16 protein-coding genes and 1 riboswitch are annotated in these 17,012 nt (G+C 70.4%); of the genes, 4 read left to right on the top strand and 12 right to left on the bottom strand.

All coding sequences use genetic code 11. The features are described 5' to 3' along the window. Nucleotides 1–147: 147 nt before the first annotated feature. A complete protein-coding gene (locus tag EIY87_RS05080) occupies nucleotides 148–873 on the bottom strand; it encodes a FadR/GntR family transcriptional regulator (RefSeq protein ID WP_191983956.1) in 726 nt (241 codons plus the stop codon). Between the two features lie 99 nt (nucleotides 874–972). Here EIY87_RS05080 and EIY87_RS05075 point away from each other — a divergent pair, with 99 nt between their 5' ends. From EIY87_RS05075 to EIY87_RS47560, 3 genes are all read left to right on the top strand, one after another. Continuing rightward, nucleotides 973–1,200, top strand: coding sequence for a hypothetical protein (locus EIY87_RS05075; RefSeq protein ID WP_125306459.1), 228 nt, complete (start codon nucleotides 973–975; stop codon nucleotides 1,198–1,200). 85 nt (nucleotides 1,201–1,285) lie between these two features. Then, complete coding sequence (locus tag EIY87_RS05070; RefSeq protein ID WP_125306458.1) at nucleotides 1,286–1,954, top strand: DUF433 domain-containing protein; 669 nt, start codon at nucleotides 1,286–1,288, stop codon at nucleotides 1,952–1,954. Continuing rightward, a complete protein-coding gene (locus EIY87_RS47560) occupies nucleotides 1,863–2,351 on the top strand; it encodes a PIN-like domain-containing protein (RefSeq protein WP_158641280.1) in 489 nt (162 codons plus the stop codon). The genes EIY87_RS05070 and EIY87_RS47560 overlap by 92 nt, the downstream gene beginning before the upstream one ends. Here EIY87_RS47560 and EIY87_RS05060 read toward each other — a convergent pair whose 3' ends face one another. The 7 genes from EIY87_RS05060 to EIY87_RS05030 all read right to left on the bottom strand — a co-directional run bounded on the left by EIY87_RS05060 (nucleotide 2,352) and on the right by EIY87_RS05030 (nucleotide 12,058). Further along, the gene (locus EIY87_RS05060; protein WP_125306457.1) at nucleotides 2,352–3,719 is read right to left on the bottom strand and encodes an L-serine ammonia-lyase; all 1,368 of its coding nucleotides are present in this window, start codon (nucleotides 3,717–3,719) and stop codon (nucleotides 2,352–2,354) included. Between the two features lie 14 nt (nucleotides 3,720–3,733). After that, nucleotides 3,734–4,735, bottom strand: coding sequence for a lipoyl synthase (gene lipA / locus EIY87_RS05055; protein WP_125306456.1), 1,002 nt, complete (start codon nucleotides 4,733–4,735; stop codon nucleotides 3,734–3,736). Continuing rightward, nucleotides 4,732–6,006 carry a serine hydroxymethyltransferase gene (glyA, locus tag EIY87_RS05050; protein ID WP_125306455.1) on the bottom strand — a complete coding sequence of 425 codons (1,275 nt, stop codon included), beginning with the start codon at nucleotides 6,004–6,006 and terminating at the stop codon, nucleotides 4,732–4,734. The genes lipA and glyA overlap by 4 nt, the downstream gene beginning before the upstream one ends. Beyond that, nucleotides 6,006–6,383, bottom strand: a complete 378-nt coding sequence (gcvH, locus tag EIY87_RS05045; protein WP_125306454.1) for a glycine cleavage system protein GcvH — start codon at nucleotides 6,381–6,383, stop codon at nucleotides 6,006–6,008. The genes glyA and gcvH overlap by 1 nt, the downstream gene beginning before the upstream one ends. 13 nt (nucleotides 6,384–6,396) lie before the next feature. Further along, nucleotides 6,397–7,488 (bottom strand): glycine cleavage system aminomethyltransferase GcvT, encoded by a 1,092-nt coding sequence (gene gcvT / locus EIY87_RS05040; RefSeq protein ID WP_125306453.1) that lies wholly within the window; start codon nucleotides 7,486–7,488, stop codon nucleotides 6,397–6,399. Between the two features lie 6 nt (nucleotides 7,489–7,494). Next, nucleotides 7,495–10,326, bottom strand: a complete 2,832-nt coding sequence (gene gcvP, locus EIY87_RS05035; RefSeq protein ID WP_125306677.1) for an aminomethyl-transferring glycine dehydrogenase — start codon at nucleotides 10,324–10,326, stop codon at nucleotides 7,495–7,497. Between the two features lie 135 nt (nucleotides 10,327–10,461). Then, nucleotides 10,462–10,555: riboswitch (glycine riboswitch) on the bottom strand. Between the two features lie 207 nt (nucleotides 10,556–10,762). Continuing rightward, a complete protein-coding gene (locus EIY87_RS05030; RefSeq protein WP_125306452.1) occupies nucleotides 10,763–12,058 on the bottom strand; it encodes a helix-turn-helix domain-containing protein in 1,296 nt (431 codons plus the stop codon). A gap of 72 nt (nucleotides 12,059–12,130) precedes the next feature. Between EIY87_RS05030 and EIY87_RS05025 the strand changes: the two genes are divergently transcribed. Then, nucleotides 12,131–12,328 (top strand): hypothetical protein, encoded by a 198-nt coding sequence (locus EIY87_RS05025; RefSeq protein WP_125306451.1) that lies wholly within the window; start codon nucleotides 12,131–12,133, stop codon nucleotides 12,326–12,328. Here EIY87_RS05025 and EIY87_RS05020 read toward each other — a convergent pair. From EIY87_RS05020 to EIY87_RS05005, 4 genes are read right to left on the bottom strand one after another with little or no spacing between them, the layout of a single operon-like run. After that, nucleotides 12,325–13,092: a 3-oxoacyl-ACP reductase gene (locus EIY87_RS05020; RefSeq protein WP_125306450.1), complete on the bottom strand. Its 768-nt coding sequence runs from the start codon at nucleotides 13,090–13,092 to the stop codon at nucleotides 12,325–12,327. The two genes, EIY87_RS05025 and EIY87_RS05020, sit on opposite strands and share 4 nt — an antisense overlap. Further along, a complete protein-coding gene (locus EIY87_RS05015) occupies nucleotides 13,092–14,456 on the bottom strand; it encodes an aldehyde dehydrogenase family protein (protein WP_125306449.1) in 1,365 nt (454 codons plus the stop codon). Before EIY87_RS05015 ends, EIY87_RS05020 begins: the two co-directional genes overlap by 1 nt. Next, on the bottom strand, nucleotides 14,453–15,163 hold the full coding sequence (locus tag EIY87_RS05010) for a gamma-glutamyl-gamma-aminobutyrate hydrolase family protein (RefSeq protein ID WP_125306448.1): 711 nt from the start codon (nucleotides 15,161–15,163) through the stop codon (nucleotides 14,453–14,455). The genes EIY87_RS05015 and EIY87_RS05010 overlap by 4 nt, the downstream gene beginning before the upstream one ends. Further along, nucleotides 15,144–16,508, bottom strand: coding sequence for a glutamine synthetase family protein (locus tag EIY87_RS05005; protein ID WP_225439722.1), 1,365 nt, complete (start codon nucleotides 16,506–16,508; stop codon nucleotides 15,144–15,146). Before EIY87_RS05005 ends, EIY87_RS05010 begins: the two co-directional genes overlap by 20 nt. Nucleotides 16,509–17,012: the final 504 nt, after the last annotated feature.

Raw genomic sequence — 17,012 nt, 5'->3', positions numbered from 1 at the left:
CGAGGTTGCCTTGCCGGCCGGAGGGGCGAGGCAGGTGCCGGGGCAGCGACGCCGGACGGGTGCCGCTGCCCGGATCGCCGGCCCCGCGCGCACCGGCCGCGCCGGCCAGGTCAGGACAGCGCGCGGAGCGGCCAACCCCGCACTCGGTCAGGACAAGAACGCGCGCAGCAGGGACGCCGTCCCCTCGATGTGCTCCGCCATCGCCTGCCGTGCCGCGGCCGCGTCGCCCGCGAGGATCGCGTCGACGATGGCCTCGTGCTGGGCGTTCGAGTGCTCGAGGTTGGGCGGGAGCAGCGGGATGCGGTCGAGCAGCTGGTTGACGCGGGTGCGGGCGTCGGCCATCGCCGTGGTCAGGGAGCCGGAGGCGGTGACCTCGGCGATCGCCAGGTGCAGGCGGGAATCCTTGCGGCGGTAGTCGTCGAGGTCGGCGCCCGCGGCCTCGGCGAGCGTGCCGGTGAGGTGCTGGCGGTCGGCGGGGCTCAGCGAACGCGCGGCGGCCATCTCGGCGGCGCCGGTTTCGAGGACGTAGCGGAGGCTCAGCGCGTCCTCGAGCGCGACGGCGTCGACCTTGCCGCTGGGTGACTTCTCGGAGGGTGCGGGAAGGCTGTCGTTCACGAACGTGCCGCCGTACCGACCCCGGCGTGACTCCACGTAACCGGCGTCGGCGAGGGCTCGGATGGCTTCCCGCAGCGTCACGCGGCTGACCCCGAGCCGCTCGGCCAGCTCCCGTTCCGACGGCAGCCGCTCCCCCGCGCCGACCACCCCGAGCCGGATCGCCTGCAGCAGCCGCTCGACGGTCTCCTCGAAGGCGTTGCCCGCGCGAACCGGCCGGAACAGCGCTTCACCGGCGTTCGCCACCGAGGTCGACTCCATCCCGCGAGTCTAGGCCCCCGGTGTTCGTCACCGAGTGTTCACACCGGGGTGTTCGCCGCCCGGAAAACCGCTGGATCCGGACGGCCACGGTGAGCGACGATGGAGCGACCGACACCGAACATCGACGCAGGGGGCGATCCGGTGCACTTCCTGATGGCCGAGGACTTGGTCCACGAACGGGAGAACGAGCTGCGCCACGGCGTGCGCAACCGCCCGCCCGGCCGGGCGACGCCGAGACGCCGCACCGGCACGAGGCGCCAGCAGTTCGGCTGGACCCTCGTGGAAGTCGGCCTGCGGCTGGCCACCGACGACGACCACCGGAACTGATTCCTCGCTCCATCACTGTCGCCGCGCGTGTCTGGTGATCACCCTCAGCGATCGAGCAGTATGGTCGTGTCCGAGAGGAGGACGCGTGGATGACGACGTGAGGTTCGCCCGGCCGCTGATGAGCATGGCCGATGCCGCTCGGCACCTGGGAATCCCGCAGCAAACGTTCCATCGCTGGGCGCGCGGCTATCCCCACGGCGGTCCGCTCCTCCACGTCTCCGAGCCGGAAAGCATTCGGCAGGCCAGCGTTCCATTCATCGCCCTCGCCGAAGCATGGGTTCTGGAGGGCCTCCGGCAAGCCGGCGTCCGCCCGCAGAAAATCCGGCCTGCTCTCAAGAAGCTGCAGAACGAGTTCGGACGCGAGTACGTCCTCGTGTCGCCCGCACTGGTGACCGATGGGATCTCGGTGCTCTGGGACTTCTCCAAGACCGAAGCCGGGGCAGGGCTGATCGAAGGGCGTTCCGGCCAGACGGTGATTCGCGAAATCGTCCAGGATTACCTGACATACGTGGGCTTCGGCACCGACGACTACCCGAACCACCTGAAGCTCAGGACTTTCGAACCGTCGAAAGTCGCCATCGACCCCTACCGGTCGTCGGGACAGCCGGTCTTCGTGGGCTCCGGCGCCCGTGTCTCCAACGTCGCGGCCATGCTGAGAGCAGGTGAAGAACCTGCCGTCGTCGCCGAAGAACACGGAATCGGCATCGAAGCCGTCCGAGCCGCCGCACGCGTGCTCCTGGGCCGCGCCGCCTGAGTTCTACCTCGACGAGAATGCCGTTACCCGTAGCGTGCGGCGTTTTCTGACCAACCTCGGCTACACCTGCCACACTCCGCCGGAGGTGTTCGGCACTCGCGCCGAATCGCTCGGCGCGGCAGACACCGAATGGCTCGGGCGGATCGCAGGAACCGGCTGGGTCGTCCTGAACCGGGACGCCAAGATCATGGAACGCCCCGACGAGTTGGTCGCGTACCGCTCCGCGAAGGTGCACATGTTCTACCTCCCCGGCGAAGCGACCCGCGACCTCCTCTTGCACCTCGTCGAAACAAACCTGACGAACATCATCACTCTGTCAGCTGATCGAACTCCGGACGTCTGGAAGATCACACGACACGGAGTCGAGCGCTTCGTAGTGCGGAAACGAAGACGCTGATCAGCACTCGATGACGTTCACCGCCAGCCCGCCGCGGGCCGTCTCCTTGTACTTCACGCTCATGTCGGCGCCTGTCTCGCGCATCGTCTTGATCGCCTTGTCCAGCGTCACCACGTGGCTGCCGTCGCCGCGCATCGCCATCCGCGCAGCGTGGATCGCCTTCGACGCGCCCACCGCGTTGCGCTCGATGCACGGGATCTGGACCAGGCCGCCGACCGGGTCGCACGTCAGCCCCAGGTGGTGCTCCACGCCGATCTCCGCCGCGTTCTCCACCTGGGCAGGCGAGCCGCCGAGGACCTCGGTCAGGCCCGCCGCCGCCATCGCCGACGCCGAGCCGACTTCGCCCTGGCAGCCGACCTCCGCGCCCGAGATCGAGCCCGTCTGCTTGAGGATCGAGCCGATCGCGCCCGCGGTGAGCAGGAACGTCACGATGCCGTCGTCGGTCGAGTGCCGGATGAAGCGCTGGTAGTAGTGCAGCACCGCCGGGATGATGCCCGCCGCGCCGTTGGTCGGGGCCGTGACGACCCGGCCGCCCGCCGCGTTCTCCTCGTTGACCGCCAAGGCGTACAGGCTCACCCAGTCCATGGCGTACAACGGGTCGTCCGCGCCGTCCTCGGCCAGCAGCTTTTCGTGCAGCGACTTCGCGCGCCGCGGCACCTTCAGCCCGCCCGGCAGGACGCCTTCGTGCGTGCAGCCGTTGCGGACGCATTCCGCCATGACCGCCCAGATGTCCAGCAGCCCGGACCGCACCTCGTCACGAGAACGCCAGGCCAGCTCGTTCGCCAGCATGATCTCGCTGATCGGCTTCCCCGTCGACGCGCAGTGCCCCAGCAGGTCCGCGCCCGTCCGGAACGGGTACGGGACCGGCGTCGAGTCCTCGACGAACACCGTGTCCGTCTCGTACGACTCGTCGCGGACGAACCCGCCGCCGACCGAGTAGTACGTGCGCTCGCGCAGCAGCGAGCCCGACGCGTCGAACGCCCGGAACACCATGCCGTTCGGGTGCGCGGGCAGCGACTTGCGCCGGTGCATGGTGAGGTCGTTGTCCTCGTCGAACGCGATCTCGTGCGTGCCGGCCAGCCGCAGCCGCCCGGACTCGCGGATCTCCGCGATGCGAGCGGGCACCGTGTCCGTGTCGATCTCTTCGGGACGCTCCCCGGAAAGCCCCAGCAGGACGGCTTTGTCGCTGCCGTGGCCGAAGCCCGTCGCGCCGAGCGAGCCGAACAGCTCGGCCTGCACGCGGGACGTCCGCGCGAGGTCGTCGCCGAGTCCGTCCACAAAGGTCAGTGCCGCCCGCATCGGCCCGACGGTGTGGCTGCTCGACGGGCCGATGCCGATGGAAAACAGGTCGAAGACGCTGATCGCCATTGATCCGCCCCTTCCTATCGCGCCAGCAGTGAGCTGGCTTCTTGCGCGGCCGGGCCCTGGTCGGCGAGGTGCCGCAGGTTCTCCGGCAGCTCCTCTCCACGGTAACCCTTGGTCTGCGCGTAGAGCCGTCCCGCGCGGTACGACGACCGCACGAGCGGCCCCGCCATGACACCCGCGAAGCCCATCGCCTCCGCCGCCCGCGAATGCTCGACGAACTCCTCCGGCTTCACCCACCGGTCCACCGGGTGGTGCCGGGGCGAGGGGCGCAGGTACTGCGTGATCGTCAAGATCTCGCACCCCGCATCCACCAGATCCCGCATCGCGGGCGCGACCTCGTCCGGGGTCTCACCCATGCCCAGGATCAGGTTCGACTTCGTCACCAGACCGGCTTCACGAGCCTTGGTGATGACTTCCAGCGAACGCGCGTACCGGAAACCGGGACGGATCCGCTTGAAGATCCGCGGCACCGTCTCCACGTTGTGCGCCAAAACCTCCGGCCGCGACCCGAACACCTCAGCCAACTGCTCGGGATCGGCGTTGAAGTCCGGGATCAGCAGCTCCACACCCGTACCCGGGTTGAGAGCGTGGATCTGCCGGACCGTCTCCGCGTACAGCCACGCACCACCATCGGGAAGGTCATCCCGGGCGACACCAGTGACCGTCGAATACCGCAAACCCATCGCCTGCACCGACTCCGCGACCTTCCGCGGCTCGGTGCGGTCGAGGGCAGCGGGCTTACCCGTGTCGATCTGGCAGAAGTCACACCGCCGCGTGCACTGGTCCCCACCGATCAGGAACGTGGCCTCACGGTCTTCCCAGCACTCGTAAATGTTGGGACAACCCGCCTCTTCACACACCGTGTGGAGGCCTTCGCGGCGCACGAGACCCTTGAGTTCGGTGAACTCCGGCCCCATCCGCACCCGCGTCTTGATCCACGGCGGCTTCTTCTCGATCGGCGTCTCACTGTTGCGGACTTCCAGCCGCAGCAGCTTCCGGCCCTCGGGCAGCGCGCTCATCGCGAAAGGTCCGCGTACAACGGGTGCTTCGCGGCCAGCGCCTCGACGCGGTCGCGCAGCTTCGAGCGCAGGGCGTCGTCGAAGTCCGGCTTCAGCGCCTCGGCGATGACGTCGGCGACCTCGGCGAAGTCCTCGGCCTGGAAGCCGCGGGTGGCCAGCGCCGGCGTGCCGATGCGCAGGCCCGACGTGATCATCGGCGGGCGCGGGTCGAACGGGACGGCGTTGCGGTTGACCGTGATGCCGACCTCGTGCAGCCGGTCCTCGGCCTGCTGACCGTCCAGAGTGGACTGGACCAGGTCGACGAGCACCAGGTGGACGTCGGTCCCACCGGTCAGGACGCGCACCCCAGCCGAAGCGCAGTCCGCCTGCGACAGTCGCGCAGCCAGGATCCGCGACCCTTCGAGGGTGCGCTCCTGACGCTCGCGGAACTCGTCGCTCGCGGCGATCTTCAGCGCGACGGCCTTGGCCGCGATGACGTGTTCGAGCGGCCCGCCCTGCTGGCCGGGGAACACCGCCGAGTTGATCTTCTTCGCCAGCTCCTCGCGGCACAGGATGAGCCCGCCGCGCGGGCCGCCGAGGGTCTTGTGCGTGGTCGTGGTGACGATGTCGGCGTGCGGCACCGGCGACGGGTGCAGCCCGGCCGCGACCAGCCCGGCGAAGTGCGCCATGTCGACCATCAGGCGCGCGCCCACGAGGTCGGCGATGCGGCGGAACTCGGCGAAGTCGAGCTGACGCGGGTAGGCGGACCAGCCGGCGATGATCAGCTTCGGCTGGTGCTCGACGGCCAGGCGCTCGATCTCGGCGAGGTCGACGATCCCGGTCTCTTTGTCGACGTGGTAGGCGACGACGTTGTAGAGCTTGCCCGAGAAGTTGATCTTCATCCCGTGCGTCAGGTGACCGCCGTGCGCCAGGTCGAGGCCGAGGATCGTGTCGCCCGGCTTGAGCACGGCGAACATCGCGGCCGCGTTGGCCTGCGCGCCCGAGTGCGGCTGGACGTTGGCGTGCTCGGCGCCGAAGAGGGCCTTCGCGCGGTCGATGGCGAGCTGCTCGACGACGTCGACGTGCTCGCAGCCGCCGTAGTAGCGGCGGCCCGGGTAGCCCTCGGCGTACTTGTTGGTCAGCACCGAGCCCTGCGCCTCGAGCACGCCCACCGGGGCGAAGTTCTCCGACGCGATCATTTCCAGGGTGGACTGCTGGCGGGTCAGCTCGTCCGCGACGGCGGCGGCGACCTCGGGGTCGACGTCGGCGAGGTGGGCGTCGAAAGTCGGCATCAGTTCTCCTGGGTGTGCGCGGCGTACGCGGCGGCGTCGAGCAGCTCCGGCACGTCCCCGGTCAGACGCACCTTCAGGAGCCATCCTTCGGTGTAGGGGTCGGAGTTGATGACCTCGGGGGTGTCCGATGTGGTGCCGTTCACCTCGACGACCTCGCCGGAGACCGGCGCGTACAGCTCGCTGACCGACTTGGTCGACTCGACCTCGCCGAACACCTCGCCGGCGGTGATGGTGGAGCCCGCGTCGGGCAGCTGGACGAACACGATGTCACCGAGCGACTCGGCGGCGAAGGCGGTGATGCCCACGGTGGCGATGCCGTCTTCGACGGACAGCCACTCGTGTTCCTTCGTGTACTGCAGGTTCTCGGGGATGCTCACAGCTGGGAGTCCTTTACGCGCGGGAGTAGAAGGGAAGGGCGACGACCTCGACGGGCTCGATCCTGCCCCGGATGTCGACGGACAGCTCGGTGCCGGGCTCGGTGTACGCCCGATCGACGTACGCCATGGCGATCGGGTAACCCAGCGTCGGCGACAGGGCGCCGCTGGTGACCTCGCCGATCTCGACGCCGTCGGCCAGCAGCTTGTAGCCGTGGCGCGGGGCACGGCGACCCGACCCGCGAAGGCCGACGCGCACGCGCGGGACGTCCTGCTTGGACCGCTCCTCCAGTGCCGCGCGGCCGACGAAGTCGCCCGGCTTCTCGAACTTGACGACGCGGCCGAGCCCGGCTTCGAACGGGCTCTGCTCGACGGTGAGTTCGTTGCCGTACAACGGCATCCCGGCTTCCAGCCGCAGGGTGTCGCGGCAGGCCAGCCCCGCCGGGACCAGGCCGTGCGGCTCGCCGGCGTCCATCAGCAGGCGCCACAGCGCCGGTGCCTCGTCGGCGTCGACGAACAGCTCGAAGCCGTCCTCCCCGGTGTAGCCGGTGCGGGCGAGCAGGACGTCGTGGCCCTTCACCGACGCCGGGACGCTGGCGTAGTACTTGAGCGCGTCCAGGTCGGCGTCGGTGACCGCGGCCAGGATTTCGACGGCCTTCGGGCCCTGAACGGCGATCAGTGCGGTGGTCTCGGACTTGTCGTCCACGACCGCGTCGAAGCCCGCGACCCGCTCGGCCAGGGCGTCGGCGACGACCTGCGCGTTGCCCGCGTTCGCGACGACCAGGTAGTGCTCGTCGGCCAGCCGGTAGACGACCAGGTCGTCCAGCACGCCGCCCTCGGCGTCGCAGATCATCGTGTACCGCGCCCGGCCCGGCTTGACCCCGGTCAGGTTGCCGACCAGCGCGTAGTCCAGGACGTCGGCCGCCTGCTTGCCGGTGACGTGGATTTCGGCCATGTGCGAGAGGTCGAACAGCCCGGCCGCCTCGCGGACGGCCTTGTGCTCGGCCAGTTCGCTGGCGTAGCGGACCGGCATGGACCAGCCGGCGAAGTCGGTGAACAGCGCACCGAGTCCCTTGTGGACTCCGTGCAGGGAAGTTTCCTTCGACACTGAAGATCAGCCTTCGTAAGCGTTGAGGGGCGGGCAGGAGCACACGAGGTTGCGGTCGCCGCGGGCGCCGTCGATGCGACGCACCGGGGGCCAGTACTTGTTCTTGCGCGAAACACCCGCCGGGTACACGGCCAGCTCGCGGTCGTAGCGCTTGTCCCACTCGCCGACCAGCGTCTCGGCGGTGTGCGGGGCACCCCGCAGCGGCGACTCCTCGGCAGTCCACTTGCCGTTGGCGACCTCGTCGATCTCGGCGCGGATGGCGATCATCGCGTCGCAGAACCGGTCGATCTCGCCGAGGTCCTCGGACTCGGTCGGCTCGACCATCAGCGTCCCCGCGACCGGGAAAGACATCGTCGGCGCGTGGAAGCCGTAGTCGATGAGCCGCTTGGCGACGTCGTCGACCGTCACGCCGGTCTCCTTGGTGATCTGGCGCAGGTCGAGGATGCACTCGTGCGCGACCAGGCCGTCCTGGCCCGTATAGAGCACCGGGTAGTGCGGGGCCAGCCGCGAAGCGACGTAGTTCGCGGCCAGCACGGCGACCTTGGTGGCCGCGGTCAGGCCGGGCGCGCCCATCATGCGGACGTACGCCCAGGAGATCGGCAGGATCGACGCCGAGCCGTAGGGCGCGCCGCTGATCGGGCCGACGCCGGTCTCGGGGCCGGCGGCGTCGAGCAGCGGGTGGTTCGGCAGGTACGGCGCGAGGTGCGCGCGCACCGCGACCGGGCCGACGCCGGGGCCGCCACCGCCGTGCGGGATGCAGAACGTCTTGTGCAGGTTGAGGTGCGAGACGTCGCCGCCGAACTCGCCCGGCTTGGCCAGGCCGAGCAGGGCGTTGAGGTTCGCGCCGTCGACGTACACCTGGCCGCCGCCGTCGTGGACGATCTTGGCCAGCTCGTCGATGTCGTGCTCGTACACGCCGTGCGTGGACGGGTAGGTGACCATGATCGCGGCGAGGGTGTCGCGGTGGGTGTCCACCTTGGACCGCAGGTCCTCGAGATCGACGTTGCCCTCGTCGGTGCACTTCACGACGACCACGCGCATCCCGGCGAGCACCGCGGACGCGGCGTTGGTGCCGTGGGCACTCGACGGGATCAGGCAGACGTCCCGGGCCTCGTCACCGTTCGCGCGGTGGTACGCGCGGATCGCGAGCAGGCCGGCGAGTTCGCCCTGGCTGCCCGCGTTCGGCTGCAGCGATACCTTGTCGTAGCCGGTGACCTCGGCCAGCCACCCGGCCAGCTGCCCGACCAGCTCGTGGTACCCGGCCGCGTCTTCGGCCGGGGCGAACGGGTGGATGCCCGCGAACTCGCGCCAGCTGATCGGCTCCATCTCGGTGGTGGCGTTGAGCTTCATCGTGCAGGAGCCGAGCGGGATCATGCCGCGGTCGAGCGCGTAGTCCAGGTCGGACAGCTTGCGCAGGTAACGCAGCATCGCCGTCTCGGAACGGTGCGTGCCGAAAACCTCGTGGCCCATGAAGCCGCTCTCGCGGGCCAGGCCGTTCGGCAGCGCGACGCCGTCCTGGACGTCTTCCTCGACGCCGAAAGCGCGCAGGACCTTCGCGGTGATCGCGGGGGTGCTGACCTCGTCGAAGGCGACGCGGACGTGGTCGGCGTCGACGTGGCCGAGGTTGATCCCGGCTTCGCGGGCGGCCGCGTGGACCTCCGCGGCCTGGCCCGGGACGTGCGCGACGACGGTGTCGAAGAAGGACTCGTGCACGACCTCGACGCCGGTCTTGCGGAGGGCGTCGGCGAAGCCCGCGGCGAGACCGTGGACGCGGTGGGCGATCTTCTTCAGGCCGTCCGGGCCGTGGTAGACCGCGTACATCGCGGCGAGCACGGCCGGGAGGACCTGCGCGGTGCAGATGTTGGACGTCGCCTTCTCGCGGCGGATGTGCTGCTCACGCGTCTGCAGCGCGAGCCGGTAGGCCGGGTTGCCGTCGGCGTCGACCGAGACGCCGACCAGGCGCCCGGGCAGCGAGCGCTCGAGCCCGGCGCGGACGGACATGTACCCGGCGTGCGGGCCGCCGTAGCCGAGCGGGACACCGAAGCGCTGGGTCGAGCCCGCGGCGACGTCGGCGCCGAACTCGCCGGGCGACGTGATCAGCGTGAGGGCGAGGAGGTCGGCGGCGACGGTAAACAGCGCGCCCGCGGCCTTCGCCGACTCGGAAATCGCGTGGTAGAAGCCGCGGCCGCGCAGCACGCCGGACGCGCCGGGGTACTGGACGACGACGCCGAAGAAGTCGTCGGGCAGGCCGGTCAGCAGGTCGCGGACCTCGACCTCGATGCCCAGGGCCTCGACGCGCGTGCGCACGACGGCGATGGTCTGCGGCAGGCACTCGGCGTCCAGGACGACCTTGTTCGACTTGGACTTCGAGGCGCGGCGCATCAGCGTGACGGCCTCGGCGACGGCGGTCGACTCGTCCAGCAGGGAGGCGTTCGCGGTGGCCAGGCCGGTCAGGTCGGCGACCATGGTCTGGAAGTTGAGGAGCGCTTCGAGCCGGCCCTGGGAGATTTCCGGCTGGTAGGGCGTGTACGCCGTGTACCAGGCCGGGTTCTCGAGGACGTTGCGGCGGATCACGCCGGGGGTGACGGTGTCGGAGTAGCCGAGGCCGATCATCTGCGTCATCGGCCGGTTGCGCGCGGCGAGGGCGCGCAGCTCCGCGGTGGCGTCCTCTTCGGACGCGGCGGGCGGGAGGGTGAGTTCCTTCGTCGCCCGGATCGCGGTCGGGACGGCGGCGCCGACGAGGGCGTCCAGGCTGCTGTAGCCGCATTCGGCCAGCATCTTCGCGCGCTCGGCCTCGGACGGGCCGATGTGGCGGGCGTCGAACTGCGTGGAAGTGATCGGGAGCTCCTCGGGCCGGGCACACAACGGTGCGCTGGGAACTCCCCCTCTGTCATGGCACCTGAGAGTTTCACCGTGGGAGACACGGCTTTCACCTTGGGTGAGGCGCGGGTGCGCCTGCTTTCCAGAGTGGCCTCGCGCGAAGCGGTAGCGGTTACCTGAGAGATTCCGGGGAGTTTGCTCCTTCGGTGCCCCACCACGTTCGTGAGGGCTCTCCCGCCTCGGCTCGACGGCCCGATCTGCAGTTGTGGCGGTTACGGTACCTGCCGCGTTCGCGGTCCGTCTACTTCACCCGGCCAACGCCACAGTGATCCTCGACCCCCGCTCGACCGCCACCCCGGCGGTCAGGGTCCCGGCAAAGGAGCGGGGTTTGCCCGGCGGCGGCTTCGCCGACGTCTTGAATGACTCATTCAGGTCTTCGGAGGTCCTGAATGAGTCATTCAAGACGCTCGGGGACCCGATACGCGACCCGGCCGGCCAGCGGCGGCGGGCGCCGGACCCGGCCGGACGGCAGGACCAGGCGCTTGAGCGGGCCGCCGAGCGGCACCGGCGGCAGACCCGCGCCCAGCAGGACCTGCTCCACGATCTGCTCGGCGTGCCACGCCACGGCGTCGTTGAGCCGGTCCAGCGACGGCCGGTCGCCGTCGAAGACGTCCTCGTCGGCGAGCGTCACCTCGTAGTGCGCGCAGCCCGGCGGCACCGAGATCGCCGCCTCGATCGCGCGGGCGCCGTCGAGCGGGTCGGTGAACCCCGCTTCGAGCAGCGCCGACCGGTAGATCCGGGCCGCCCGCGCCCGCATCCGCGGCCCGTAGCGGACCACGACCGGGAGGCGCCCGGTCAGGTCCGGCACCGCGAGGCCGTGCAGCAGCATGATCGGCGGCACCGAGTGCACCAGCCGCGGCGCGGGTTCGGCCAGCTCGCGGGCGGTGATCCGGACGCGGTCGGCCATCGCGTCCGGGAGGCCGGAGTAGCGGAAGTCGACGTTGCCGAACCCGAGGCCGTCGGCGATCAGCGACGCCAGCAGCTCGCCGTACCCCCAGATCGGCGACAGCACGACGACCGGCGGCGCGGCGACCACCGGCGACGGCACGGGCGGGCGCGTCGCCTCCTGCTCGGGCACCTGGATGACCAGCCGCGGCGGCTCGTGCCAGTCGTGCACCTCGGCGACCCGCCAGTAGAGCCCGAGCGGCCGCCACAGCTCGGCGAGGACGTCGTGCTCGAGGATCCTCCGTGCCTCGGCCTCGGAAAACGGGAAGTCCCGCGGCGGCACGACCCCGACGTAGTGGTGGTAGGTGACGCGGACCTCGTCGCCGCGGGTGGCCGAGCGGATCCGCATCTCCCAGTCGACCGGCGACGCCGCGATGGCGTTGGCCACCTGCGTGCCGGGCGAGGAGTAGACGAGCGCCGTCGCCTGCCGGAGGAACTGCCCCGCCTGGTCGATGCCCTCCCGCAGCGCCTTCGCCGCCTGCGCGACGTGGACCGGCGACGCGAGCGAGCCGGGCAGCACCCCGGCGACCCGCAGCAGCTCGGCCTCGCTGAGCCCGGTGACCTCGGCGAGCTGCGCCCAGTGGTCGAACACCGTCACCTTCGGCGCGTGCCGGTGCTCGATCCAGCTCCGCAACGTCGACGTCGGGACGCCGATGCGGCGGGCGGCCTCGTCCAGGGAAAGGCCGCGAGAGCGGATGCCGGTCCGGACCGCTTCCGCCCACTCGTCGGCGCGCCAGTGCGTCACGTCACAAAGCTAACGAAACCCGCTAGCTTTGCGCAGGGACGAATCGCCCACAGTGCTCCGACGCTGGTCACCATGACCACCACCATCATCGCCCTGACGCTCATCGTCGGCGTCGTGACCTTCGCCGCCGGCGCCTTCCTCGCCTCCGAGATCGCCGTCCGCGTGCTGCGCCGCCGCGAAAAGCTCGTCTCCGAGGAGCGCAAGAAGCTCAACGCCGCCTGGAACTACCTGCGGGAGGTCTACGGCGTCAAGAAACCGACGCGCCGTTAGAGCGGGGTGACGTACGCGCCGGAGATGCCGCCGTCGACCAGGAACTGCGAGGCCGTGATGAAGCTGGCGTCGTCACTGGCCAGGAACGCCACCGCCGCCGCGATCTCCTCGGGCTCGGCGAACCGGCCGACCGGCACGTGGACCAGCCGCCGCGCCGCGCGTTCCGGGTCCTTCGCGAACAGCTCCTTGAGCAGCGGCGTGTTCACCGGCCCCGGGCAGAGCGCGTTGACGCGGATGTTCTCCCGCGCGAACTGCACGCCCAGCTCGCGGCTCATCGCGAGCACGCCGCCCTTGGACGCGGTGTAGGAGATCTGCGACGTCGCCGCGCCCATCACCGCCACGAACGACGCCGTGTTGATGATCGACCCGCGCCCCTGGCGCTGCATGTGCGGCAGGACGGCCTTGCAGCAGTGGTACACCGACGTCAGGTTGACGCGCTGGACCTTCTCCCACGCGTCGATGCCGGTGGTCAGGATGGAGTCGTCCTCGGGCGGCGAAATCCCCGCGTTGTTGAACGCGACGTCGACCGAGCCGAACTGCTCGACCGTGCTGTGGAACAGGTTCTCCACCTGCTCGGCGTCGGTGACGTCGGTCTGGATGAACGCGCCGCCGATCTCGTCGGCGACCGCCTTGCCCTCGGCCGGGGTCAGGTCCGCGATGACGACCTTCGCCCCTTCGCTCGCCAGGCGGCGGGCCGAGGCGAGCCCGATGCCGCTCGCGCCGCCGGTGATGACCGCGACGCGGCCTTCGAAACGCTGGACCATTACTCCTCCGTGCTGAGAAAGACGTTCTTGGTTTCGGTGAACGCCGCCGCGGCGTCGGGGCCCAGTTCGCGGCCGAGGCCGGACTGCTTGAACCCGCCGAACGGCGTCCAGTAGCGCACCGAAGAGTGCGAGTTGACCGAGAGGTTGCCGGCTTCGACGCCGCGCGCCACCCGGAACGCGCGGCCGGCGTCGCGGGTCCAGATCGACCCGGACAGGCCGTACTCGGTCGCGTTCGCCATCCGGATCGCGTCGGCCTCTTCGGCGAACGGCACGACGGCGACGACCGGGCCGAACACCTCCTCCGCCACGGCGGGGTGCCGCAGGTCGGGCGGGGTGAGGACGGTCGGCGCGAACCAGTAGCCGGGACCGGTGGGCGCGCTGCCGCGGAACGCCACGGGCGCGTCGTCCGGCACGTAACTCGCGACCTTCTCGCGGTGGGCAGCGGAGATCAGCGGCCCCATCTCGGTCTTCTCGTCGCCGGGGTCGCCGACGACGACGCCGTGCACCGCGGGTTCGAGCAGCTCCATGAAGCGGTCGTACGCGCTCGCCTGCACCAGGATCAGCGACCGGGCGCAGCAGTCCTGGCCCGCGTTGTCGAAGACGCCGTAGGGCGCGGTCGCCGCGGCCTTCTCCAGGTCGGAGTCGGCGAAGACGATGTTCGCGTTCTTGCCGCCCAGCTCCAGCGTCACGCGCTTCACCTGCGCCGCGCAGCCGGCCATGATCTGCTTGCCGACCTCGGTCGACCCGGTGAACACGACCTTGCGCACGGCCGGGTGGTCCACGAACCGTTGCCCGACAACGGATCCCTTGCCCGGCAGCACCTGGAAGACGTCCTCGGGGATGCCTGCCTCGCGCGCCAGCTCGGCCAGCCGGAGCGCGGTCAGCGGCGTCAGCTCGGCGGGCTTGAGGACGACGGTGTTGCCTGCTGCCAGCGCGGGCGCGAAGCCCCAGCCCGCGATGGGCATCGGGAAGTTCCACGGCACGATCACGCCGACCACGCCGAGGGGTTCCTGGAACGTGACGTTGACGCCGCCCGGCACCGGGATCTGCTTGCCGATCAGGCGTTCCGGCGCCGCGGAGTAGTAGTTGAGGACGTCGCGGACGTTGCCCGCCTCCCAGCGGGCGTTGCCGATGGTGTGCCCGGAGTTCTCGACTTCGAGGCGCGCGAGGTTCTCGATGTCGGCCTCGACGGCGTCGGCGAAGCGGCGCAGGAGCCGCGCGCGGTCGCCGGGGGTGACGTCGCGCCACGCCGGGAACGCCGCCTGCGCGCGGGCGATCGCCGCGTCGGTCTCTTCGGCGCTGGTCAGCGGGACGGTCCGGACCACCTGCTCGGTGGCGGGGTTGCGGACGTCGAACGTCGTCATCGCCTCTCCTTGCTCGCTTCGACGAGGGCCCGGAACAGCCGGACGTCGTCGGTGTCCTGCTCCGGGTGCCACTGGACGCCCAGGGTGAACTCACCCGGGATCTCGGCGGCCTCGATCGTGCCGTCGGCGGCCCAGCCGACCGGTTCCAGGCCGGCGCCGAGCCGGTCGATCGCCTGGTGGTGGTAGCAGAGCGTCTTGGTCTCCGCGCCCAGGATCGCGGCCGCGCGGCTGCCTTCGGCCAGGGCGACCGTGCCGCGGCCGAACGTCGCGGGTGCGGGCTGGTGTTCGGTGGTTTCCTTTGCTTCCGGCAGGTGCTGGGTGAGCGTGCCGCCGAGGGCGACGCTCATCACCTGCAGGCCGCGGCACACGCCGAGCACCGGTTTGCCTGCCTTGCGCGCGGCTTCGAAGAGGCCGAACTCGAAGGCGTCCCGGTCCGGCCGGGTGTAGGTCGCCGGGTGCTGCTCCTGGCCGTAACGCGCGGGCTCGACGTCGGCGCCGCCGGTCAGCACTAGCCCGTCCACTGTGGACACGAGTTGGTCGTACGCGTCGGACACCGGCGGCAGCAGGACCGGGATGCCACCGGCCGCGACGACGCAGTCGACGTAGAAGCGGTGCAGCAGCACGGCTTCGGTCTCCCAGACCAGGAATTTCGCCGGTTCGAGATAGCTGGTGAGGCCGATGACGGGCCTAGAGTCGTTCGAAGCCACGGACGAGCTCCCAGTCGGTGACGGCGGCGTTGTAGGCGTCGACCTCGATCTTCGCCGCGTTCAGGTAGTGCTCGACGACGTCGTCGCCGAACGCGTTGCGGGCGAGTTCGCTTTGCGCGAGTGCCGCGGCGGCCTCGGGCAGCGTGGTCGGCACCGTGCCGCGGTCGGAGTTGTAGGCGTTGCCGGTGAAGGGTTCTTCCAGCTCCAGCTCGTTCTCGATGCCGTGCAGGCCGGCGGCGATGAGCGCGGCGACGGCCAGGTAGGGGTTGACGTCCCCGCCCGGCACCCGGTTCTCGACCCGCAGCGATTCGCCGTGCCCGACGACGCGCAGCGCGCAGGTGCGGTTGTCGGTGCCCCAGGCGATCGCGGTCGGCGCGAAGCTGCCGGGCACGAACCGCTTGTAGGAGTTGATGTTCGGCGCGAAGAAGTACGTCAGCTCGTGCAGCGCGGCGAGCTGGCCGGCGAGGAACTGCTCCATCAGCCTCGAGAAGCCGTGTTCGCCGTCGCCGGCGAGCACCGCCCGCCCTTCGGTCGAGCGCAGGCTGATGTGGATGTGGCAGGAGTTGCCCTCGCGCTCGTTGTACTTCGCCATGAAGGTGAGGCTCTTGCCCTCCTGCGCGGCGATCTCCTTGGCGCCGTTCTTGTAGACGCTGTGGTTGTCGCAGGTGGCGAGCGCGTCGGTGTAGCGGAAGGCGATCTCCTGCTGGCCGGGGTTGCACTCGCCCTTGGCGGACTCGGGGTAGAGCCCGGCGCCCGCCATCTCGTTGCGGATGCGGCGCAGCAGCGGCTCGAGGCGCGCGGTGCCGAGCATCGAGTAGTCGACGTTGTACTGGTTGGCGGGCTTGAGCCCGTGGTACCGCTTGTCCCAGGCGGCTTCGTAGGTGTCGTCGAAGACGATGAACTCGAGCTCGGTCCCGACGAAGGCGGCGAGCCCCCGCTCGGCGAGCCGCTCGAGCTGCCGCCGCAGGATCTGCCGCGGCGACACGGCGACCGGCCCGCCCTGCACGCGCTCGACGTCGGCGAGCACCAGCGCGGTGCCCTCGTGCCACGGGACCTCGCGCAGGGTGTCGAGGTCGGGGCGCAGCACGAAGTCGCCGTAGCCGCTCTCCCAGGAGGAGAGCGCGTAGCCGTCGACGGTGTTCATGTCGACGTCGACGGCGAGGAGGTAGTTGCAGGCCTCGGTGGCGTGCCCGACGACCTCGTCGAGGAAGTACTCCGCCGAGCAGCGCTTGCCCTGCAGCCGCCCCTGCATGTCCGTGAGGGCGACGAGCACGGTGTCGATCGTGCCCGCGTCCACGCGCGCGCGGAGTTCGTCGAGCGTGAGCATGCCTCGCCTGCGTGCCATCGGTCGCCCCAAAGGTTTGGTATGAATCCTTTGCCGGTTCTTCCTACCCGGTGAGGTCGAGCGGGTCAACCGGAGCAAAGGTATTTTCTTGAGCCATTGACTGGGTGGGTGGCGGGAGGTGCCATGAACGACCCTTTCATGGCGTCCGACGCCAGGGCTCCGGCAAAGTGGCCGGGGGCTGGCCGTAACGAGTGGCGCCGAGCGGCCCTGCGGTGTCTTGAATGAGTCATTCAGGACCTCCGAAGACCTGAATGAGTCATTCAGGACGTCGGCGAAGCCGCCGCCGGGCAAACCGCCGCGACTTTGCCGGAACCCTGGCGTCCGGCCGCACCACCACCCGCGACCCCGCCCGCGGGCACCGATACGTCCGGCCCCCGGGCCCGCGATGTCATGAACGACCCTTTCATGGCGTCCGACGCACTGAACGAGTCGTTCACGACATCGCCGCACCGCCATCCGCGGGCACCGGCCCACTCACCCGCGTCGGCCGAGGCTCGCTCGCCG

The sequence above is a fragment of the Amycolatopsis eburnea genome, assembly GCF_003937945.1.
Classification (GTDB): domain Bacteria; phylum Actinomycetota; class Actinomycetes; order Mycobacteriales; family Pseudonocardiaceae; genus Amycolatopsis; species Amycolatopsis eburnea.
This window is presented reverse-complemented; position numbering and strand designations above follow the sequence as displayed.

Coding starts and splice junctions, on each gene's coding strand:
- EIY87_RS05075 (WP_125306459.1), top strand. CDS start 973: ATGGAGCGACCGACACCGAACATCGACGCAGGGGGCGATCCGGTGCAC.
- EIY87_RS05015 (WP_125306449.1), bottom strand. CDS start 14,456: ATGACGACGTTCGACGTCCGCAACCCCGCCACCGAGCAGGTGGTCCGG.
- EIY87_RS05060 (WP_125306457.1), bottom strand. CDS start 3,719: ATGGCGATCAGCGTCTTCGACCTGTTTTCCATCGGCATCGGCCCGTCG.
- glyA (WP_125306455.1), bottom strand. CDS start 6,006: ATGCCGACTTTCGACGCCCACCTCGCCGACGTCGACCCCGAGGTCGCC.
- EIY87_RS05025 (WP_125306451.1), top strand. CDS start 12,131: ATGACCACCACCATCATCGCCCTGACGCTCATCGTCGGCGTCGTGACC.
- EIY87_RS05005 (WP_225439722.1), bottom strand. CDS start 16,508: ATGGCACGCAGGCGAGGCATGCTCACGCTCGACGAACTCCGCGCGCGC.
- EIY87_RS05020 (WP_125306450.1), bottom strand. CDS start 13,092: ATGGTCCAGCGTTTCGAAGGCCGCGTCGCGGTCATCACCGGCGGCGCG.
- lipA (WP_125306456.1), bottom strand. CDS start 4,735: ATGAGCGCGCTGCCCGAGGGCCGGAAGCTGCTGCGGCTGGAAGTCCGC.
- EIY87_RS05080 (WP_191983956.1), bottom strand. CDS start 873: ATGGAGTCGACCTCGGTGGCGAACGCCGGTGAAGCGCTGTTCCGGCCG.